The 16556-nt window shown below is 63.9% G+C and carries 16 protein-coding genes; 8 read left to right on the top strand and 8 right to left on the bottom strand.

The window, feature by feature from the left end; translation table 11 throughout:
• Positions 1-13: 13 nt before the first annotated feature.
• On the bottom strand, positions 14-589 hold the full coding sequence (locus VE26_RS14995) for a hypothetical protein (protein ID WP_046105948.1): 576 nt from the start codon (positions 587-589) through the stop codon (positions 14-16).
• A 197-nt stretch (positions 590-786) separates the two neighbouring features.
• Between VE26_RS14995 and VE26_RS14990 the strand changes: the two genes are divergently transcribed.
• On the top strand, positions 787-1440 hold the full coding sequence (locus tag VE26_RS14990) for a L,D-transpeptidase (protein WP_046105947.1): 654 nt from the start codon (positions 787-789) through the stop codon (positions 1438-1440).
• A 441-nt stretch (positions 1441-1881) separates the two neighbouring features.
• Here VE26_RS14990 and infB read toward each other — a convergent pair whose 3' ends face one another.
• From infB to rimP, 4 genes are read right to left on the bottom strand one after another with little or no spacing between them, the layout of a single operon-like run.
• Entirely contained in the window at positions 1882-4674 is a 2793-nt protein-coding gene (gene infB / locus VE26_RS14985) for a translation initiation factor IF-2 (protein WP_084620560.1), read from the bottom strand.
• 5 nt (positions 4675-4679) lie between these two features.
• Positions 4680-5351, bottom strand: a complete 672-nt coding sequence (locus VE26_RS14980; protein ID WP_084620558.1) for an RNA-binding protein — start codon at positions 5349-5351, stop codon at positions 4680-4682.
• 45 nt (positions 5352-5396) lie between these two features.
• Complete coding sequence (gene nusA, locus VE26_RS14975) at positions 5397-7001, bottom strand: transcription termination factor NusA (protein ID WP_046105946.1); 1605 nt, start codon at positions 6999-7001, stop codon at positions 5397-5399.
• The gene (gene rimP, locus VE26_RS14970; protein ID WP_244465711.1) at positions 7002-7622 is read right to left on the bottom strand and encodes a ribosome maturation factor RimP; all 621 of its coding nucleotides are present in this window, start codon (positions 7620-7622) and stop codon (positions 7002-7004) included.
• A gap of 249 nt (positions 7623-7871) precedes the next feature.
• Here rimP and VE26_RS14965 point away from each other — a divergent pair, with 249 nt between their 5' ends.
• Both VE26_RS14965 and VE26_RS14960 read left to right on the top strand, forming a co-directional pair.
• Positions 7872-9131 (top strand): sensor domain-containing diguanylate cyclase, encoded by a 1260-nt coding sequence (locus VE26_RS14965; protein WP_046105944.1) that lies wholly within the window; start codon positions 7872-7874, stop codon positions 9129-9131.
• Positions 9132-9385: 254 nt separating this feature from the next.
• Positions 9386-9658 carry a hypothetical protein gene (locus tag VE26_RS14960; protein ID WP_046105943.1) on the top strand — a complete coding sequence of 91 codons (273 nt, stop codon included), beginning with the start codon at positions 9386-9388 and terminating at the stop codon, positions 9656-9658.
• Between the two features lie 51 nt (positions 9659-9709).
• Here VE26_RS14960 and VE26_RS14955 read toward each other — a convergent pair whose 3' ends face one another.
• The 3 genes from VE26_RS14955 to metK form a co-directional block, all read right to left on the bottom strand.
• The gene (locus tag VE26_RS14955; protein ID WP_046105942.1) at positions 9710-10069 is read right to left on the bottom strand and encodes a winged helix-turn-helix transcriptional regulator; all 360 of its coding nucleotides are present in this window, start codon (positions 10067-10069) and stop codon (positions 9710-9712) included.
• A gap of 103 nt (positions 10070-10172) precedes the next feature.
• Positions 10173-10877: a tRNA (guanosine(46)-N7)-methyltransferase TrmB gene (trmB, locus tag VE26_RS14950; RefSeq protein WP_046105941.1), complete on the bottom strand. Its 705-nt coding sequence runs from the start codon at positions 10875-10877 to the stop codon at positions 10173-10175.
• Positions 10878-10951: 74 nt separating this feature from the next.
• Positions 10952-12220, bottom strand: a complete 1269-nt coding sequence (gene metK, locus VE26_RS14945) for a methionine adenosyltransferase (protein ID WP_210165404.1) — start codon at positions 12218-12220, stop codon at positions 10952-10954.
• 199 nt (positions 12221-12419) lie between these two features.
• Here metK and VE26_RS14940 point away from each other — a divergent pair, with 199 nt between their 5' ends.
• The 5 genes from VE26_RS14940 to rpoN all read left to right on the top strand — a co-directional run bounded on the left by VE26_RS14940 (position 12420) and on the right by rpoN (position 16531).
• A complete protein-coding gene (locus VE26_RS14940; RefSeq protein ID WP_046106418.1) occupies positions 12420-13034 on the top strand; it encodes a ribonuclease D in 615 nt (204 codons plus the stop codon).
• A 14-nt stretch (positions 13035-13048) separates the two neighbouring features.
• Complete coding sequence (locus VE26_RS18125) at positions 13049-13696, top strand: hypothetical protein (protein ID WP_046105940.1); 648 nt, start codon at positions 13049-13051, stop codon at positions 13694-13696.
• A gap of 1 nt (position 13697) precedes the next feature.
• On the top strand, positions 13698-14159 hold the full coding sequence (locus VE26_RS14930) for an LptA/OstA family protein (protein ID WP_046105939.1): 462 nt from the start codon (positions 13698-13700) through the stop codon (positions 14157-14159).
• Positions 14156-14914 (top strand): LPS export ABC transporter ATP-binding protein, encoded by a 759-nt coding sequence (gene lptB / locus VE26_RS14925; RefSeq protein ID WP_200897255.1) that lies wholly within the window; start codon positions 14156-14158, stop codon positions 14912-14914. Before VE26_RS14930 ends, lptB begins: the two co-directional genes overlap by 4 nt.
• Positions 14915-15025: 111 nt before the next feature.
• Entirely contained in the window at positions 15026-16531 is a 1506-nt protein-coding gene (rpoN, locus tag VE26_RS14920; RefSeq protein ID WP_046105937.1) for an RNA polymerase factor sigma-54, read from the top strand.
• Positions 16532-16556: the final 25 nt, after the last annotated feature.

Here is a 16556-nt window from a genome sequence, read left to right as displayed (position 1 = left end):
ATCCGGGCCTTTTTTATTCCAGCAGCATGGACAGGACTGTCAGGGCGGCGAAAGTGACCGCGACGCCCACCTGCACCTTTTTATGCGGCACGATGGCTGCAAGCAGCAGCAGGGCGAAAAGGACGGCGTTGAAGATCAGGAGGTCGGCTGTGATGGGAAAGTCGTCGAGACCGAACTTGATAATCGTATTGCCCAGATCGAGCAGGTGACTGACGATCAGCGCGCCGAAAAACCAGCGTCGCCGCGAAATGAAATAGTCGTAATGGGTTTCGACGCCGTCATGGGCGGAGACCTCGTCGGGCAGAATCACTGCCGTCATGAACAGGTAGCTCGAGCAATAGGCAATCTGGAACAGGTAGAGCGGATACGTCCATTGCACCGATCCGAAGGTCTGCGCCTCCCCCCACCAGAAAACCGAGACGGCGACGAAGATGAAGAAAATCCAGAGCGCGTGGAGGATGTTCATCCGGTACTGGGCCGGATGCTGCACGAATTTGGCAAGGCCGCTCAGCAGCTTGCCGATGGTGAGGCCCAGGATTGTGCCGGAGATCAGGCGCACATAAAGTGAAAAATCCGCCGCAGCGTCCATCGTTCAAAGCCCCCAAAATCCCTGATCACGACTTTGCGTAGCCGATTGTGTGGGAGTTTTGCAACACTGGCGAATGAGATCAAATTGTGGCGAGGAACTGCCGCATTCGTGCCACGTTAAGAATGGCAAGCGTATGCCCGAAGCAAGCGCGCACCTCTTGCGTTCGAGTTTTCCTTCCCGCCTGCCCCCGAGGTTTTGTGTTGATTTCCCGCCGCCTGTTCCTGCTTGGCATTTCCGCCACCGCTCTTTCGGCCTGTTCCACCACGCGGCAACCCGTCGTGCAGGAACCGGTCATCGATCCCTACTACCAGCGCATGTACGGCACGATGCCGAACGAGCCCTATATGGTCGCCGCCATGGACCTGCGCCGCGTCGACCCCAAGTGGTGGCGCCAGGAAGTGGAATATTACACCACTGAGCGTCCCGGCACGCTCGTGGTCGATACGCCCGCGCACTATCTCTATCTCGTGCTCGAGAACAACCGCGCGCTGCGCTACGGCATCGGCGTGGGCAAGGACGAGGCGCTGGTGTTCCGCGGCGACGCCACGATCGGTCGCAAGGCCGAATGGCCGCGCTGGACGCCGACCCAGTCGATGATCCGCCGCGAACCCGAGCGCTACGGTCCCTATGCCGGCGGCATGGGCCCCGGCCCGGAAAACCCGCTCGGTCCACGCGCGCTCTACCTCTACAAGAATGGTCGCGACACGCTGTTCCGCATCCACGGCACGACCGAGCCCTATACGATCGGCACCAATGTGTCCTCGGGCTGTATCCGCTTGATGAACCAGGACATCATCGATCTCTATGCCCGCGTGCCCGTCGGCGCGCGCGTGACGGTGATCAACGCGTAAAGAATTCAAACTGTGACTTGCACAGGCGGCGCGAGCCGCCTAAGTGGGGAGCACAGGTTTCGAAATTGCCGGAAGCGGACCAAACCGTAGTCACCCGCTTTCGGCATCCAAGGCCCGCTTCGCAAGAGGCGGGTCTTTCTGTTTACGGGCGGGGTTGGCTATGGGCGCCAGCGGGCGTTCCTCTGCCTGTCGTGACACCGAGCCGATGCGGCTGAGTTACGACAGCGTGGCGCCTGCGTCCCGAGGAACGCTGCCGGCAATTTGCGCGCCTATGCCGTCTCGCTTGGTCGAGGCAGGTGCCGACCGCGACATTGACCGATGCGATGCGCGCCGAAGAGGCTCTAATGATCCGCCAGGCAGACCTTGCTGGGGCGCGACTGCGCAGGAAAAAGGGCGCGGTCGATGCCGCGCCCTTTTTCAATCCTTGATGCATGCGTCGCCTTAGAGCGTGCGCTTGACGGTCTCGACGCGGAAGCATTCGATGACGTCGCCGGCGCGGATGTCTTCGTAATTCTCGAAGGCCATGCCGCATTCCTGGCCCATGGCCACTTCCTTGACTTCGTCCTTGAAGCGCTTGAGCGTCTTGAGCTTGCCTTCGTGGATGACGACGTTGTCGCGCAAGAGGCGCACGCCGGCCCCGCGCTCCACGATGCCTTCGGTGACCCGACAGCCAGCGACCTTGCCGACCTTGGTGATCTGGAAGACTTCGAGGATTTCCGCATAGCCGATGAAGGTCTCGCGGCGCTCGGGCGCCAGCAGGCCGCTCATGGCGTTCTTCACGTCATCCACGAGATCGTAGATGATGTTGTAGTAGCGGATCTCGATGCCGTCGCGCGTGGCCAGATCATTGGCCTGCTTGTTGGCACGGACGTTGAAGCCGATGACGATGGCGTTGGACGCCGCCGCCAGGGTGACATCGGATTCGGTGATGCCGCCCACGCCCGAGAACAGGATCTGGGCCGAGACTTCATCGGTCGAGAGCTTGTTGAGGGAAGCCACGATCGCTTCCACCGAACCCTGCACGTCGCCCTTGATGATCAGCGGGAACTTGGAGATGCCGGCGATCTTGAGCTGATTCATCATCTGCTCGAGGCTCGTCGCACCGCCGCCGGCCGTCTTTTCACGGATGGCGCGCTGACGATATTCGGTCACTTCGCGGGCACGGGCATCGCTTTCGACGACCGAGAAGCGGTCGCCCGCGCTCGGCACGCCGTTGAAGCCCAGAACCTCGACGGGCACGGACGGGCCGGCTTCCTTGACCTGCTCGCCCTTGTCGTTGATGAGGGCGCGCACACGGGCAAACTCGGTACCGGCCACGAGGATGTCGCCGATCTTGAGCGTACCGCGCTGGACCAGAACGGTGGCTACCGCACCCCGACCGCGATCGAGCTTGGCTTCGATGACCAGACCCTCGGCACGGCCATCGCGGGCCACCTTGAGTTCGAGCACTTCGGCCTGCAACAGGATGGTTTCGAGCAGCTTGTCGAGACCGGCCTGGGTCTTGGCGGAGACTTCCACGTCCAGCACGTCGCCGCCCATGGATTCCACGAAGACCTCGTGCTGGAGCAGTTCGGTGCGCACGCGGGTCGGATTGGCTTCCGGCTTGTCCATCTTGTTGATGGCCACGATGATCGGAACGCCTGCCGCCTTGGCGTGCTTGATGGATTCGATGGTCTGCGGCATGACGCCGTCATCGGCTGCCACAACGAGCACCGCGATATCGGTCGCCTGGGCGCCACGGGCACGCATGGCGGTGAACGCCTCGTGGCCCGGGGTGTCGAGGAAGGTGATCTTGGCACCGTTCTTTTCGACCTGGTAAGCACCGATATGCTGGGTGATGCCGCCGGCTTCGCCGGAAACCACATTGGCCTCGCGGATGGCGTCGAGCAGGCTGGTCTTGCCGTGGTCGACGTGACCCATGATGGTCACGACCGGCGCACGATCGGTCAGATCCTCGGCCTTGTCGTCCGAAGCGAGATCGAACAGGCCCTCTTCCACGTCGGCTTCCGACACGCGCTTGACCGTGTGGCCCAGTTCGCTGGCGATCAGCTCGGCGGTATCGGCGTCGAGAACGTCGTTGATCGTGGCCATCTGGCCCTGCTGCATGAGCAGCTTGATCACTGTGACCGAACGCTCGGCCATGCGATTGGCCAGCTCGGCGACGGTAATCGCCTCGGGAATGATGACTTCGCGGCTGAGCTTGGGCGCATCCTGCTGGTTGCGGCCCATCTTCTTGTCGCGGCGGCGGCGCATGGCGGCCAGCGAGGGACCGCGATCGCGATCGTTCTCGGTGGTGGCGCTGGCGACGGTCAGGCGGCCACGGGCGGCACCGTCATCGCTGCGGCGCGTCGGACGCTCGGGCTGGGCGCGGCTGGCGCGACGGGCATTTTCCAGTTCCGCCTCGGTGGTCGGACGATGCTGGGGGGCGCCGGTACGCGTGCGACGGCCATCGGCTTCGCTGGGCGGAGCCGGCGGCACATTGCCGATCGGAGCCATGCCGCCGGGGCCGGGGCGACGGTCGGCGGGACGGCCAGCCGTACCGGCAGGACGGGCACCGGCCGTTCCGGTCGGGCGGGTATTGGCAGGGCGCTGACCGGGACGTTCGCCTTCACCGGGACGACCGGCGGGACGTTCGTCGCGACGCTGCGGGCGGGCCGACTGGCCCGGCCGGCCGGCAACGGTACGCACGCTGCTGGGGCCGGGATTGCGCTGGCTGGCGGGCACGAATTCTTCGCGCGGCGGCTCTGGCTCGGCCTGGGGAGCGGACGATTGCGCCGCTTCTTCGGCACGACGGGCCTCGTCGGCCTGGCGACGCTCTTCCTCCTGGCGTGCCGCTTCCTCGCGAACCTGGCGGCGGCGATTGTCTTCCTCGATGCGGCGGGCTTCCTCGGCGGCAAAGCGCTGGCTGTCCTCGGCCTGGCGGGCACCGGCAAGCGCCAGTGCCTGACGCCGTGCCTCGGCTTCAGCTGCGGAAAGGCCCAGCGGCGCGCGGTTCTGCTGTTGCATGGGGCGGCCCTGGGGACGCCCGCCCTGCTGTGGACGGCCACCACCACCCGATGCAGGACCGGCATTGGGCTTGGGCACAATGCGCGTCCGCTTTTCCACGACCACGGTCGAGCGCGACGGTCCGCGCGACATCCCGCCGGGGCGGTTGCCCAGGCCAGCGCCGCCCTTGAGGGTCAGCGTCTTCTTGGCGCCGGTATCGTCGGTGCGCTTGTCGTCGTTATCAGCCATACTTCCTATCGTCTTTCGTCCTGATCCGCGGACAAAAGCACACCGGACGCCGCATTGCGGTCGGTGTACTCTTCCATCGGTTGGGCAATGTATCGGGCCAGTCTATTGGCCTTTTCCACCGCCGATTGGGCTGCCGCCCCGGTCATCAGGGCAGCATGTATCACATTTTCCAGCCCAAGTGCCAAATCCATTTCAGCACTTTGAAGCAATTCGAAATGCGGCACGTCCGGACCGGTCAGTCCGGCGTCTCGCCGCGCATGGTTCAGGGCCCGCAAAGTGCCCCGCATCTTGTTGCGCCCATCCTCGGCCGCGTCTCTGGCCGTGAGCAGGGCGATGACCCCGCCACCTTCAAGCGCAGTCTTGACCTTCATGGCCCCGGTGACGAACTGGCCGGCCTTGCGCGCCATGCCTAAGGCGGACAGGAGGCGCTGCCGGAGCCGCAATTCGGTCAGTTCGGCCAGATCGTCGGCGACCTGGACCGGCCCCTTGAGCGAGCGCGCGAATGCCTTCTTGCGCACCGCTTCGGCCACAGCCTCGCGGCTGAGCGTGATCCAGACGCCCCGACCTTCGGCCCGCGCCTCGACATCGGGGACGAGAACATCGTCCGGCCCGACCGCAAAGCGCACCAGCGCCTCGACCGGCTTTTCCTGCCGGGTCAAGGCGCAAGTCCTCGTCATGTCCGCGCGCCGAGCCAAGGCCGGTACCCCGCAGGAAGGCGGTCCTTAGACCGCCTCCTCCTCGGCATAGCCTTCTTCGCCTTCATCGGCCGCAGGCAGGTCATCCTGGCTGATCCAGCCGGCCTTGATGCGGGCCTGCATGATCATGTCCTCGGCTTCCTCGCGCGACACGGGGAAATCCTTGAAGGTGCCGTCAAAGCGCTTGGTCTCGCCATCCTTGCGTTCGGTCCAGCCGACCAGATCGTCGGCGGCGCAGCCGGCAAAATCCTCGACGGACTTGATATCTTCCTTGCCCAGGGCCACCAGCATGGCGGCATTGAGGCCTTCGATCTCATAGAGGTCGTCCGAAACGCCGAGCGCGGTGCGCTCCTCGTCGAACTTGCGGTCGATCTCGGCGAGATATTCAGCCGCGCGGGCCTGGATTTCGCCTGCGGTTTCCTCGTCGAAGCCTTCGATGGAGGCGATTTCGCCCGGTTCGATATAGGCCAGTTCCTCGACCGAGGAGAAGCCTTCCGAAGCCAATAGCTGGGCAACCATCTCGTCAACGTCAAGGGCCTGCATGAACAGGGTCGAGCGTTCGGTGAATTCCTTCTGGCGACGCTCGCTCTCTTCCTGCTCGGTCAGGATGTCGATGTCCCAGCCGATGAGCTGGCTGGCGAGGCGCACGTTCTGGCCGCGACGGCCAATGGCGAGGCTCAGCTGCTCGTCGGGCACCACGACCTCGATGCGCTCGGCCTGCTCGTCGAGCACGACCTTGGCGACATCGGCGGGCTGAAGGGCCGAAACGACGAGGTCGGCAATGCCGTCGGTCCAGGGGATGATGTCGATCTTTTCGCCCTGCAATTCGGCGACGACCGCCTGAACGCGGGAGCCGCGCATACCCACGCAAGCGCCGACCGGATCGATCGAAGAATCATTGGAGGTGACGGCGATCTTGGCGCGCGAACCCGGATCGCGGGCGATCGAGCGGATGGTGATGACGCCATCGTAGATTTCCGGCACTTCCTGCATGAACAGCTTGGCCATGAATTGCGGATGGGTGCGCGACAGGAAGATCTGCGGACCGCGCTGTTCGCGGCGCACGTCGTAGATATAGGCGCGCACGCGGTCGCCGTAGCGGAACATTTCGCGCGGGATCAGCTCGTCGCGGCGGATAATGGCTTCGCCGCGACCCAGGTCGACGATCACGTTGCCATATTCGACGCGTTTGACCGAGCCGTTGACGATCTCGCCGACGCGGCCGGTATATTCCTCGAACATCTTGTCGCGCTCGGCATCGCGCACCTTCTGCACGATGACCTGCTTGGCCGACTGGGCGGCGATGCGACCGAATTCCATGGGCGGCAGCGGCTCGGTGAGGAAGTCGCCGACCTTGGCGGTGGGGTTCTTGACCTGGGCGAGCTTGAGATTGACCTGGCGCGAGGGCTCCTCGACATCCTCGACGATCTCGAGCAGGCGCCACATGCGGGTTTCGCCCGAGCGCGGATTGATCTCGACCTTGATTTCGGTCTCGGCGCCATAGCGGCCCTTGGCGGCCTTTTCCATGGCGTCCTGCATCGCCTCGATCACGACCATGCGGTCGATGTTCTTTTCGCGGGCGACAGCATCGGCGATCTGCAACAGCTCAAGGCGGTTCGCACTAACGGCCATTTAGTTCTTCTCCTCAGAGACATCGTTGTCGGCGTCGGCATATTCGACCGTTTCGGTCTCGTCGTCGTCGATCGGGTGCAGCTCCTGGTCGGCGCGAGCCATGTCCATGAGCTTGTCGGTCATAACCAGCTTGGCCTCGGCGATATCGGCAAAGGCCAGCTTGTGTTCGGGGTCGGTGCCGCCAGGGGCATCGGGCAGGATGATGATGACGCCGGTGTCATCGACGGGGCCGATCTCGCCCCGGAACCGCTTGCGGCCATTGATCATGTCGGACAATTCGACCTTGGCCTCGTGGCCGACGAAACGCTCGAAGTCGCGCTTGCGCACCAGCGGACGATCAATGCCCGGGGAGGAAACCTCGAGGTGATATTCGCGGTCGATCGGATCTTCGACGTCGAGGACCGGCGAGAGATCCTTGGACAGGGTCTCGCAATCAGTGATGGTGAAGCGGCCATTCTGGTCTTCTGCCATGATCTGCAGGGTGCAGCCATTTTCCGGCGTGATCTTGATGCGCACCAGCGAAAACCCAAGATCGATGGCGACCGGCTCGACAATGCGGGCGATCCGGGCTTCGAGGCCGGTTTCCTTGATGTAGCGCGGTTCAGCGAGATCGAAAGCCATGTCTGTCATTCGGATCAGAAGCGGCAGCCGCCGCTCGGGTGGAAAACAAAAAGAGCGGGGGCCGGTCAGGGCACCCACTCTCGTATGAGAGCAATGATGTTGCCCCCTTATAGCGGCCCATCCGGCCCATGGCAAGACGAACGCGGCGTTAACCATGCGGTCACCGGATCGGGCAGGAAAGCCGGATTGCTCCGATTGTGACAAAATCAGGTTCTAGGAGCTGTCAGATCACGAAATTTTGGAGGTTCCATGTCCAGCGCCACTCGGATCGATCGCCAGAATGCGGATGCCGAGAGCCAGCGCCTCGCCGCCCTGGCGCGCTACGACATTCTCGATACGCCGCCCGAGCCTGCCTTCGAGCGCATCGCCCGTCTGGTGGAGCTCGTCTTCGGGGTGCAGAGTTCGGCCGTGTCGCTGATCGATGCGCATCGGCAATGGATCAAGGCCAGCCGGGGCGTTCCGGTGCGGGAAGCGGCACTTGACGACACATTCTGCCGCATAACCCTGCGCCGCAACGAGGCGCTTGTCGTGCCTGACCTCAGCCTCGACCAGCGCTTCAGGGACAATCCTTTCGTCACCGGCGAGACGGCGATACGCTTTTATGCCGGGGTACCGATCCGGACCGCAGACGGACACACGATCGGCACGGTCTGCGCGATGGACCAGCGCCCGCGCCCCTTTTCCGAGCGGGACGTGATGATCCTGACCGAACTGGCCGAGATCGTGATGAACGAAATCGAGCTGCGCCAGCTGGCAACGACGGACGGGCTGACGGGGTTGAGCACGCGCCGCGCCTTCAAGGAAGAGGCGGAGCGCTTCCTGGCTCTGGCCCGGCGCCACCGCACAGCGCTGAGCGTTGTGTGCTTCGACATCGATCACTTCAAGACGGTCAACGACACCCATGGCCACGCCGCCGGCGACGCCGTGCTCAAGGCGGTGGCGGAAACGGCGGCACGCACCCCGCGCGAAAGCGATCTGCTCGGCCGGCTGGGTGGAGAGGAATTTGCGCTTCTGGTGCCAGGCGCCGATGCCGGCTCGAGCATCGCCATAGCCGAAAAGCTGCGCCAGCGGATCGCGGCCCTGTCCTTTGCCCATATCGCGCCCGGCCTGCGCGTGACCGCCAGTTTCGGGGTGGCGGGCCTTGATCCGGACCGGGACGACCTCGAGGCGCTTTTGGCCAAGGCCGACGTGGCGCTCTACGAGGCCAAGCGATCCGGCCGGGATCGCGTTACGACCTTCAAGAGCGAAGCAGCCCCGAGCCTGCCCGTGACAGACCGCCAGCGCCAGCTGTCGCCCGGAAAGCTGGTCCTATCGGGCAGTGATGCAGATGCCGGCGAAGCGGTGGACTGCACGATCCGTGCCGTCTGGGACGAGGGCGCTGAGGTTCAGGTCAGTGCACCCGACCGATTGCCCGAGCGCCTGACGCTCGTGCTGCCGGGTCTCGACACATCCTGGCCTGCACGCATCCTTTCGCGCCGCGGCGGCCGGATCGAGCTGGGCTTCTGCTGACGGCGCCGTCCGGCCCGTTCCCCCCCGCCATTGCCGTGACTGTCCCGCGATCCGAAAGGGAAGCGCCCATTGTTACGCCCAGGTCACCAGGTTTCGCCAGGGAAACCAAAGCACGCGCAAAACCCTTGATTTCCCTGGCAAAACCGTCGGTTCGCAGGGTCGCATTTCAAGGCCTAAAAACATGTTTTGAGCTGGTTGTACGAGGCGGGAAGGAGGGTCATCTCCCAATCGTTCAACACAGAAAGGATCTCATCATGATCAAGAACAGCGTCGTCGCCCTCGTCACCGCAGCTGCCCTTGCCGGCGTCGCCATGCCGGCCATGGCCGCATCCGACCCGATCACCGCCGAATCCAGCTCGGACTCGTTCAACCGCGATTACGTGCAGTACCAGCTGCAGTCCAAGGGCGTGAATGCCACCTCGGTGGAGCAGTGGGGCAATTACGTGCGTGCCTTCGTGGTGGGCGATGACGGCCGCGTCACGATGCAATATTTCGACGAGGACACCCTGGCCCCGATCGCCATGTGATCCGATGACCTCGGCGCCGTCACATCCTGACGGCGCCCGAAGGTCGCAGGTTTATTCGAGGCCCTCGCCGACTGCATCGAAGCGTCGGCGGGCCGTCTCGACCGCTTCGCGGTTGCGCAGGGCGAAATCGTGGAACCGGTCGGCCAGTTCGAGCAATTGCTGGCCCATCTCGGTCAGATCGTATTCGACGCGCGGGGGAATGGTGGCATAGGCCCGTCGGGTCACGAAGCCGTCCCGCTCCAGTTCCCGCAGCGTCTGGCTCAGCGATTTCTGCGGCACCCCACCCATATTGCGGCGCAATTCGTTGAACCGCATGGTGCCGGAGCGCAATTGCACGATGACCACCAAGGTCCATTTGCTCGGCCGCACCACGAGAAGATCGTGTGGACTGGCCGCATCAGGGCTGCTCATGGTGGTTCTCCGGGTGACGCCTGGCTCCGATATGGGTCGGACTTGGCGCAGGTCCAGAGACAATGCAAATTAAAGACTGTTCAGGTTGTCGCAGCCGATGCGGTCAGCGGCGGGCAAAAGCGAAGTAAAAGCTGACCATGCGACCCTCGCGGCGCGCCTTCTGTTCGTAGCGGGTCGGCTGCCAGCCCGGATAGGGCTCGTGCCAGCTGCCAGGCGCGACCGGCTCGAAGGCAAATTCGGGCGTGCGCACGATATGGGCCAGCGTCCAATCCGCGTAATCCTCGATATCGCTGGCAAAATAGAAGGTGCCACCGGGCCGGATGACGCGCGCCAGCTCCCTGAGCGTCACCGGCGACACGAAGCGGCGTTTGTGGTGGCGCGTCTTGGGCCAGGGATCGGGATAGAGCAGATAGACCGCGTCGATCGCCGCATCGGGCAAGGCCATCAGCAGCTTGAGCGCGTCGTCGGTGAAGAGACGGACATTGTCGAGCCCGCGTTCATCGATGGCCTGCACCATCTTGCCGATGCCGCCGGTAAAGACTTCGCAGCCGATGAAACCGGTTTCAGGCTCTTCCGCCGCCTTGCGCGCCAGATGCTCGCCGCCGCCATAACCGATCTCGATGACAAGCCTTTTGGCGTCCGGAAACAGAGTGCCGGGATCGAGCGGGCCGTTCAGCTGCACCTCGAAGCGCGGCAGGATTTCGGCGACCTGCGCCTTTTGCCCGTCATGCAGCTTCTTGCCGGACCGCCGCCCAAAAAAGGCGCGCGGCTCACCCGATAGGGTTTTGGGAAGTTCGTGGTCCGACATCGTCACCTACTCAAACAAAGAGGCCTCTTCTCCGCTTTTGCGGAAAAGAGGCCCCCGGTCAATCTCTCTGTAGATCAGGCGACCGCAGCCTTCAGCGCCTTGACCAGGTCGGTTTTTTCCCAGGAGAAGGAGCCGTCGCGACCGGCCTTGCGCCCGAAATGACCATAGGCGGAGGTCTTGGCATAGATGGGCTTGTTGAGGTCGAGATGGGTGCGGATGCCGCGCGGGGTCAGGTCCATTACCGCGGCCAAAGCCGTTTCGAGCCGGGCTTCATCCACCTTGCCGGTGCCGTGCAGATCGACATAGATCGAGAGCGGCTTGGCCACGCCGATGGCGTAGGAGAGCTGGATGGTGGCGCGTTCGGCGAGCCCGGCAGCGACAACGTTCTTGGCCAGATAACGGGCAGCATAGGCCGCTGAGCGATCCACCTTGGTCGGGTCCTTGCCCGAGAAGGCACCACCGCCATGGGGCGCTGCGCCGCCATAGGTGTCGACAATGATCTTGCGCCCGGTCAGGCCCGCATCGCCATCAGGACCGCCGACGACGAACTTGCCCGTCGGATTGACGTGCCAGACCGTTTCGTCGCTGATCCAGCCATCCGGAAGCGCCTGGCGGATATAGGGCTCGACGATCTTGCGGACATCGGCGGACGTCAGCTTTTCGTCCAGATGCTGGGTGGACAGCACGATCTGGGTGACACCGACCGGCTTGCCGTTTTCATAGCGCACCGTCACCTGGCTCTTGGCGTCGGGACCCAGAACGGCCGCCGGGCCTTCGCCCGATTTGCGGGCCGCGGTCAGGGTCTCGAGAATCTTGTGGGCATAGTAGATCGGCGCGGGCAGCAATTCGGGCGTTTCACGGCTGGCATAGCCAAACATGATGCCCTGGTCGCCGGCGCCCACATCCTTGTTGCCGGCTTCGTCGACGCCCTGGGCAATGTCGGCGGACTGGCCATGCAGCAGCACGTCGATGCGCACATTCTTCCAGTGAAAGCCGGGCTGTTCATAGCCAATGGCGCGGATGGCCTTGCGCGCGGCGGACTTGAACCGGGACGGATTGACCATGGGAGCGCCCGAGGCATCGGCGATGACCTTGCCGTCGCGGTCCTTCTTCAGGAGCGTTTCGGGCACGCGCACTTCACCGGCAATGACGACGCGATTGGTGGTGGCCAGCGTCTCACAGGCGATGCGGACCTGGGCGGGATCCATACCGGCCTTCTTGGCTTCCTTGAACACCAGATCGACGATTTCGTCGGAGATGCGATCGCAAACCTTGTCGGGATGGCCCTCGGAAACGGATTCCGAGGTGAACAGATAGGACGAACGGGCCACGTTAAACCTCATTGCAAGTGGCGAGGGCGCACGCGGAAGTGCGCGTGCGGGGACACTTCCCCCGCACTTTCAAGGACGCTTCTCGCAGGTTCACTGGGCCTTGGCAATAGCGATATAAAGAAAGCTTTATATTGATCGGGCGCGGTCATTGCCTTTTCTTGGCCATCGCTCTGTGTCAAGGAAGACCGGAACCAAAACCGGGACTTACCTCATGGCCATCAGAGTGCATCGCGGCGACCTGCCCAATCTTTCCAATTACGGCCGCGCCGTGGCCATCGACACCGAAACCATGGGCCTGCATCCCCACCGCGACCGGCTCTGCGTGGTGCAGCTGTCTCCCGGCGATGGCAGCGCCGACGTGGTGCAGATCCCCCAGGATGCCACCGAGGCGCCCAACCTGGTCAAGCTGTTGTCCGATCCCGACGTGACCAAGATCTTCCATTATGCGCGCTTTGACGTCGCGGTCCTGCAGAAGCGGTTCGGCGTGGTCACCGGCCCGGTCTATTGCACCAAGATCGCCAGCAAGCTGGTGCGCACCTATACCGATCGCCATGGGCTCAAGGAGCTGGTGCGCGAACTTCTCAATGTCGATCTGTCCAAGCAGCAGCAGAGCTCGGACTGGGGCGGGGAAAAGCTCAGCGACGCCCAGCTCGAATATGCTGCCTCGGACGTGCTCTATCTGCACGACCTCAAGCGTCACCTCGACCGCATGCTGGCGCGCGAAGGCAGGACCGAGCTGGCCCAGTCCTGCTTCGACTTTCTCAAGACGCGCTGCGCGCTCGACCTTCTGGGCTGGGACGAAACCGACATCTTCGCGCATAGCTGAGACACGTCCCGTCCATGGCCGACGCTGCGGTAAAACTGGGCCGGCATCACCGGCTGATCCGGCGCAACCGGATGGTCGCCATCCTGCGGCTGGGCATTCCGGCCATGGGCGCCATCGTGCTTGCCGGATTGCTGGTGCAGATTTATCTGGCCAGCTTTACCGGCCGGTTCGGGGTGGGGCGGATCGAGGTGACGCCGGAGGCGGTGGTGGTCGATGCGCCCGAATATGCGGGCATTCTTGCGGATGGCTCGGTCTATCGGGTCTGGGCCGAGCGCGCCCGGGCCCGGACCGAACGCACCGATCTCATCGATCTCGTCGGGGCCCAGCTGGTCGTCGACCGTACCGACGGGGTGCAGATGCAGGTGGATGCGCGCGCCGCACAGCTCGATACGATGGGCCAGCTGACCATCGTGCCGGAGCAGGCCGAAATTGCCGATACGACCGGAACCGTCGGCACGCTCACCGATTCCACCTTTGACTGGGATGCGCAGACGCTGACCACCAACGGCCCCGTGGCCATCGACTATGCCGATGGCTCCACGGTGCGGGCGGAAGGCCTTGTCTACGATGCCGCGGGCAAGGTCTGGACTTTCTCGCGTGCCGTGGTCACCCTGCCCTCGACGCCGGGCGAAGATCGCCGCGCCGGTTCTGGAGACGAATGACATGCGCCTGACCCGGACCATTCTTGCCTTCGCCCTGCTGGCGGCCGTGGCCCCGATCGCCCTAGCCCAGAGCCAGGTCGAGATCACGTCCGACGTCTTCGTGATGAACGAAGCGGCCCGCCAGGCCGAATTCGAGGGCAATGTGATGGTGGTCCATCCCAATGTCACCGTCTGGGCGCCCAAGGTGGTGGCGACCTATGGCGAGGGTGGCACGACCGATATCCGCACCTTCGAGGCCAGCGGCGGCAATGTGCGGCTCAAGACCGCCGATCAGGACGCTACGGGCGAGCGCGCTGTCTTCACGCCCGGCGATCAATTGCTGCGCCTCACCGGCAATGTGAAGGTCACCAATGCCAGCGGTACGGTGGATGCCAGCGAATTGGTGGTCAATCTCGAAACCAATGTCTCGACCTTCACCAGCACCGGTGGTGGTCGCGTCACCGGGATCTTCACCTCGCAATGAGCATGGACACTGCCCGCTCCCGCATCGACCAGAAGGGCTGGCTGGTGGCCCATGGCCTCGCCAAGAGCTTCGGCAAGCGCGCCGTGGTGCGCGATGTGTCGCTGGCCGTGCGGCGCGGCGAGGCCGTGGGCCTGCTCGGCCCCAATGGCGCGGGCAAGACCACGGTCTTCACCATGATCATGGGCCTCGTAAAACCCGATGCGGGCAAGATCCTGCTCGACGGGCAGGCGATCACCCGGTTGCCGCTGTTCCAGCGCGGGCAATTGGGCATCGGCTATTTGCCGCAGGAACCCTCGATCTTTCGCGGCCTGACGGTGACCGGCAATATCATGGCCGTGCTGGAAAACACGGTAAGCGGCAAGGCCGCCCGCAAGGCCCGGCTGCAATCGCTGCTCGAGGAATTTTCGATCCAGCACCTGGCCAAATCCAATGCGCTGGCGCTGTCGGGGGGTGAGCGGCGCCGGGTGGAAATCGCGCGGGCGCTGGCCGCCGACCCCGCCTTCATGCTGCTCGACGAACCCTTTGCCGGCGTCGATCCGATCGCGGTGGCCGAGGTCAAGGGTCTCGTGCGGCAATTGACCCAGCGCGGCATCGGGGTGCTGATCACCGACCACGCCGTGCGCGAGACGCTGGGCCTGGTCGATCGCGCCTATCTCATTCACGGCGGCACCGTGATGATCCAGGGCAAGCCCGAAACCATCTCGGCCGATCCCGAGGCCCGACGTGTCTATCTGGGCGAGAGCTTTTCGATCTAGGCCGAACGGTCGCGACTGGCACGAAACTTGCCGCGCCTTTCAAACTGAGTCATGGTGCGCGCGGGAAGCAGCCGGAAACGGCTGGAAATTTGCAGCAAGAGACGTGAATTTATGGCGCTGTCGCCAAGGCTGGAATTTCGCCAGTCGCAAAGCCTGACACTGACACCGCAACTGATGCAGTCCATCCGGCTGTTGCAGCTCAGCCATCTCGAACTCAACGATTTCGTCGACGCCGAACTGCTGCGCAATCCCATTCTCGAGCGCGAGGAGGGGGGTGGCGACGACGTCGAGCCGGCGGAGGTGTCCGAACGGCAGACCGAAATGAGCGCTTACGAGGACACCTATGCCTCGGGCGAGCGCGTCAAGGATGCCGGCGAAATCGCCGAGGGCTATGACACAGCGGTCGAGAACGTCTTTCCCGATGCCGTGCCACAGGATATCGGGGAAACGCGCGGACCGGACCGCAATGGTTCCTTCGAAGGCGGCGAGGCGCCCGATCTCGATCAATATGTGGCCGCCCGCCCCAAGCTTTCCGACCATCTCGAAGCCCAGGCGCAGATGCTCTTGCGGACCGCGGCGGACCGGCTGATCGCGCGGCACCTGATCGACGGGTTGAACGAGGCGGGCTATCTGACGGTCGAACTGGCATCGGTGGCCGAACTGCTCGGTGCCGAAATCGAGGATGTCGAGGCGGTGCTGATGGCGCTGCAGACCTGCGACCCGGCCGGCATCTTCGCACGGGACGTGGCCGAGTGCCTCTCCATACAGCTGCGCGAACGCGACCGGCTCGACCCGATCATGGAGCGGCTGATCGCGCATCTGCCGCTTCTGGCCGAGCACAATCTGCCGGCGCTGCTCAAGGCTGTGGGATGCGACCGCGAGGACCTCACCGACATGCTGGCCGAATTGCGGCTGCTCGATCCCAAGCCGGGCCTGGCCTTCGACAGCGCCCCGGTCGAGGCGGTAGTGCCCGATGTATTCGTGCGCGCCGGCCCCGATGGCGGCTGGCAGATCGAGCTCAATTCGGAAACCCTGCCCAAGGTGCTGGTCAATCGCGTCTATTACGCCACGGTGACCAAGAAGACGCGGGACGCGGGCGAGAAGGCGTTTTTGTCCGATTGCCTGGCCAATGCCAATTGGCTGACCAAGAGCCTCGATCAGCGGGCCCAGACCATCACCAAAGTGGCCGCAGAGATCGTGCGCCAGCAGGACGGCTTCCTCACCCATGGCGTGGCCCATCTCAAGCCGATGACGCTGCGCAACGTGGCCAAGGCGATCGACATGCATGAATCGACCGTTTCCCGCGTCACGGCCAACAAATACATGGCCACGCCGCGCGGCCTGTTCGAGATGAAATACTTCTTCACCACCGCCATCGCCTCGGCCGATGGCGGTGGCGATCATTCCGCAGAGGCGGTGCGCCACCGGATCCGCCAATTGATCGATGCCGAAGCGGCCAGCGACATTCTGTCGGACGATACAATCGCCGAAATGCTGCGCAAGGAACAGGGGATCGACGTGGCCCGCCGCACGGTCGCCAAGTATCGCGAGGGCATGAACATTCCCTCCTCGGTGATCCGGCGCAGACAGAAAAAGGAACTGGCGCGCACCGCCTGATCCGTCGTGCCGCCGGGCACGCATG

The organism is Devosia chinhatensis, assembly GCF_000969445.1.
GTDB lineage: Bacteria > Pseudomonadota > Alphaproteobacteria > Rhizobiales > Devosiaceae > Devosia > Devosia chinhatensis.
Note: the sequence above shows the minus strand (reverse complement) of the source record. Positions and strands in the feature narration are given on the sequence as shown.

Excerpts from the sequence above, each read along its gene's own strand:
- lptB (WP_200897255.1), top strand. The coding sequence starts at position 14,156 with ATGAGCATGGACACTGCCCGCTCCCGCATCGACCAGAAGGGCTGGCTG.
- VE26_RS14965 (WP_046105944.1), top strand. The coding sequence starts at position 7,872 with ATGTCCAGCGCCACTCGGATCGATCGCCAGAATGCGGATGCCGAGAGC.
- VE26_RS14980 (WP_084620558.1), bottom strand. The coding sequence starts at position 5,351 with ATGACGAGGACTTGCGCCTTGACCCGGCAGGAAAAGCCGGTCGAGGCG.
- rimP (WP_244465711.1), bottom strand. The coding sequence starts at position 7,622 with ATGGCTTTCGATCTCGCTGAACCGCGCTACATCAAGGAAACCGGCCTC.
- metK (WP_210165404.1), bottom strand. The coding sequence starts at position 12,220 with ATGAGGTTTAACGTGGCCCGTTCGTCCTATCTGTTCACCTCGGAATCC.
- VE26_RS14955 (WP_046105942.1), bottom strand. The coding sequence starts at position 10,069 with ATGAGCAGCCCTGATGCGGCCAGTCCACACGATCTTCTCGTGGTGCGG.
- rpoN (WP_046105937.1), top strand. The coding sequence starts at position 15,026 with ATGGCGCTGTCGCCAAGGCTGGAATTTCGCCAGTCGCAAAGCCTGACA.
- VE26_RS14930 (WP_046105939.1), top strand. The coding sequence starts at position 13,698 with ATGCGCCTGACCCGGACCATTCTTGCCTTCGCCCTGCTGGCGGCCGTG.
- VE26_RS14995 (WP_046105948.1), bottom strand. The coding sequence starts at position 589 with ATGGACGCTGCGGCGGATTTTTCACTTTATGTGCGCCTGATCTCCGGC.
- VE26_RS14960 (WP_046105943.1), top strand. The coding sequence starts at position 9,386 with ATGATCAAGAACAGCGTCGTCGCCCTCGTCACCGCAGCTGCCCTTGCC.
- infB (WP_084620560.1), bottom strand. The coding sequence starts at position 4,674 with ATGGCTGATAACGACGACAAGCGCACCGACGATACCGGCGCCAAGAAG.
- VE26_RS14940 (WP_046106418.1), top strand. The coding sequence starts at position 12,420 with ATGGCCATCAGAGTGCATCGCGGCGACCTGCCCAATCTTTCCAATTAC.
- nusA (WP_046105946.1), bottom strand. The coding sequence starts at position 7,001 with ATGGCCGTTAGTGCGAACCGCCTTGAGCTGTTGCAGATCGCCGATGCT.
- trmB (WP_046105941.1), bottom strand. The coding sequence starts at position 10,877 with ATGTCGGACCACGAACTTCCCAAAACCCTATCGGGTGAGCCGCGCGCC.
- VE26_RS18125 (WP_046105940.1), top strand. The coding sequence starts at position 13,049 with ATGGCCGACGCTGCGGTAAAACTGGGCCGGCATCACCGGCTGATCCGG.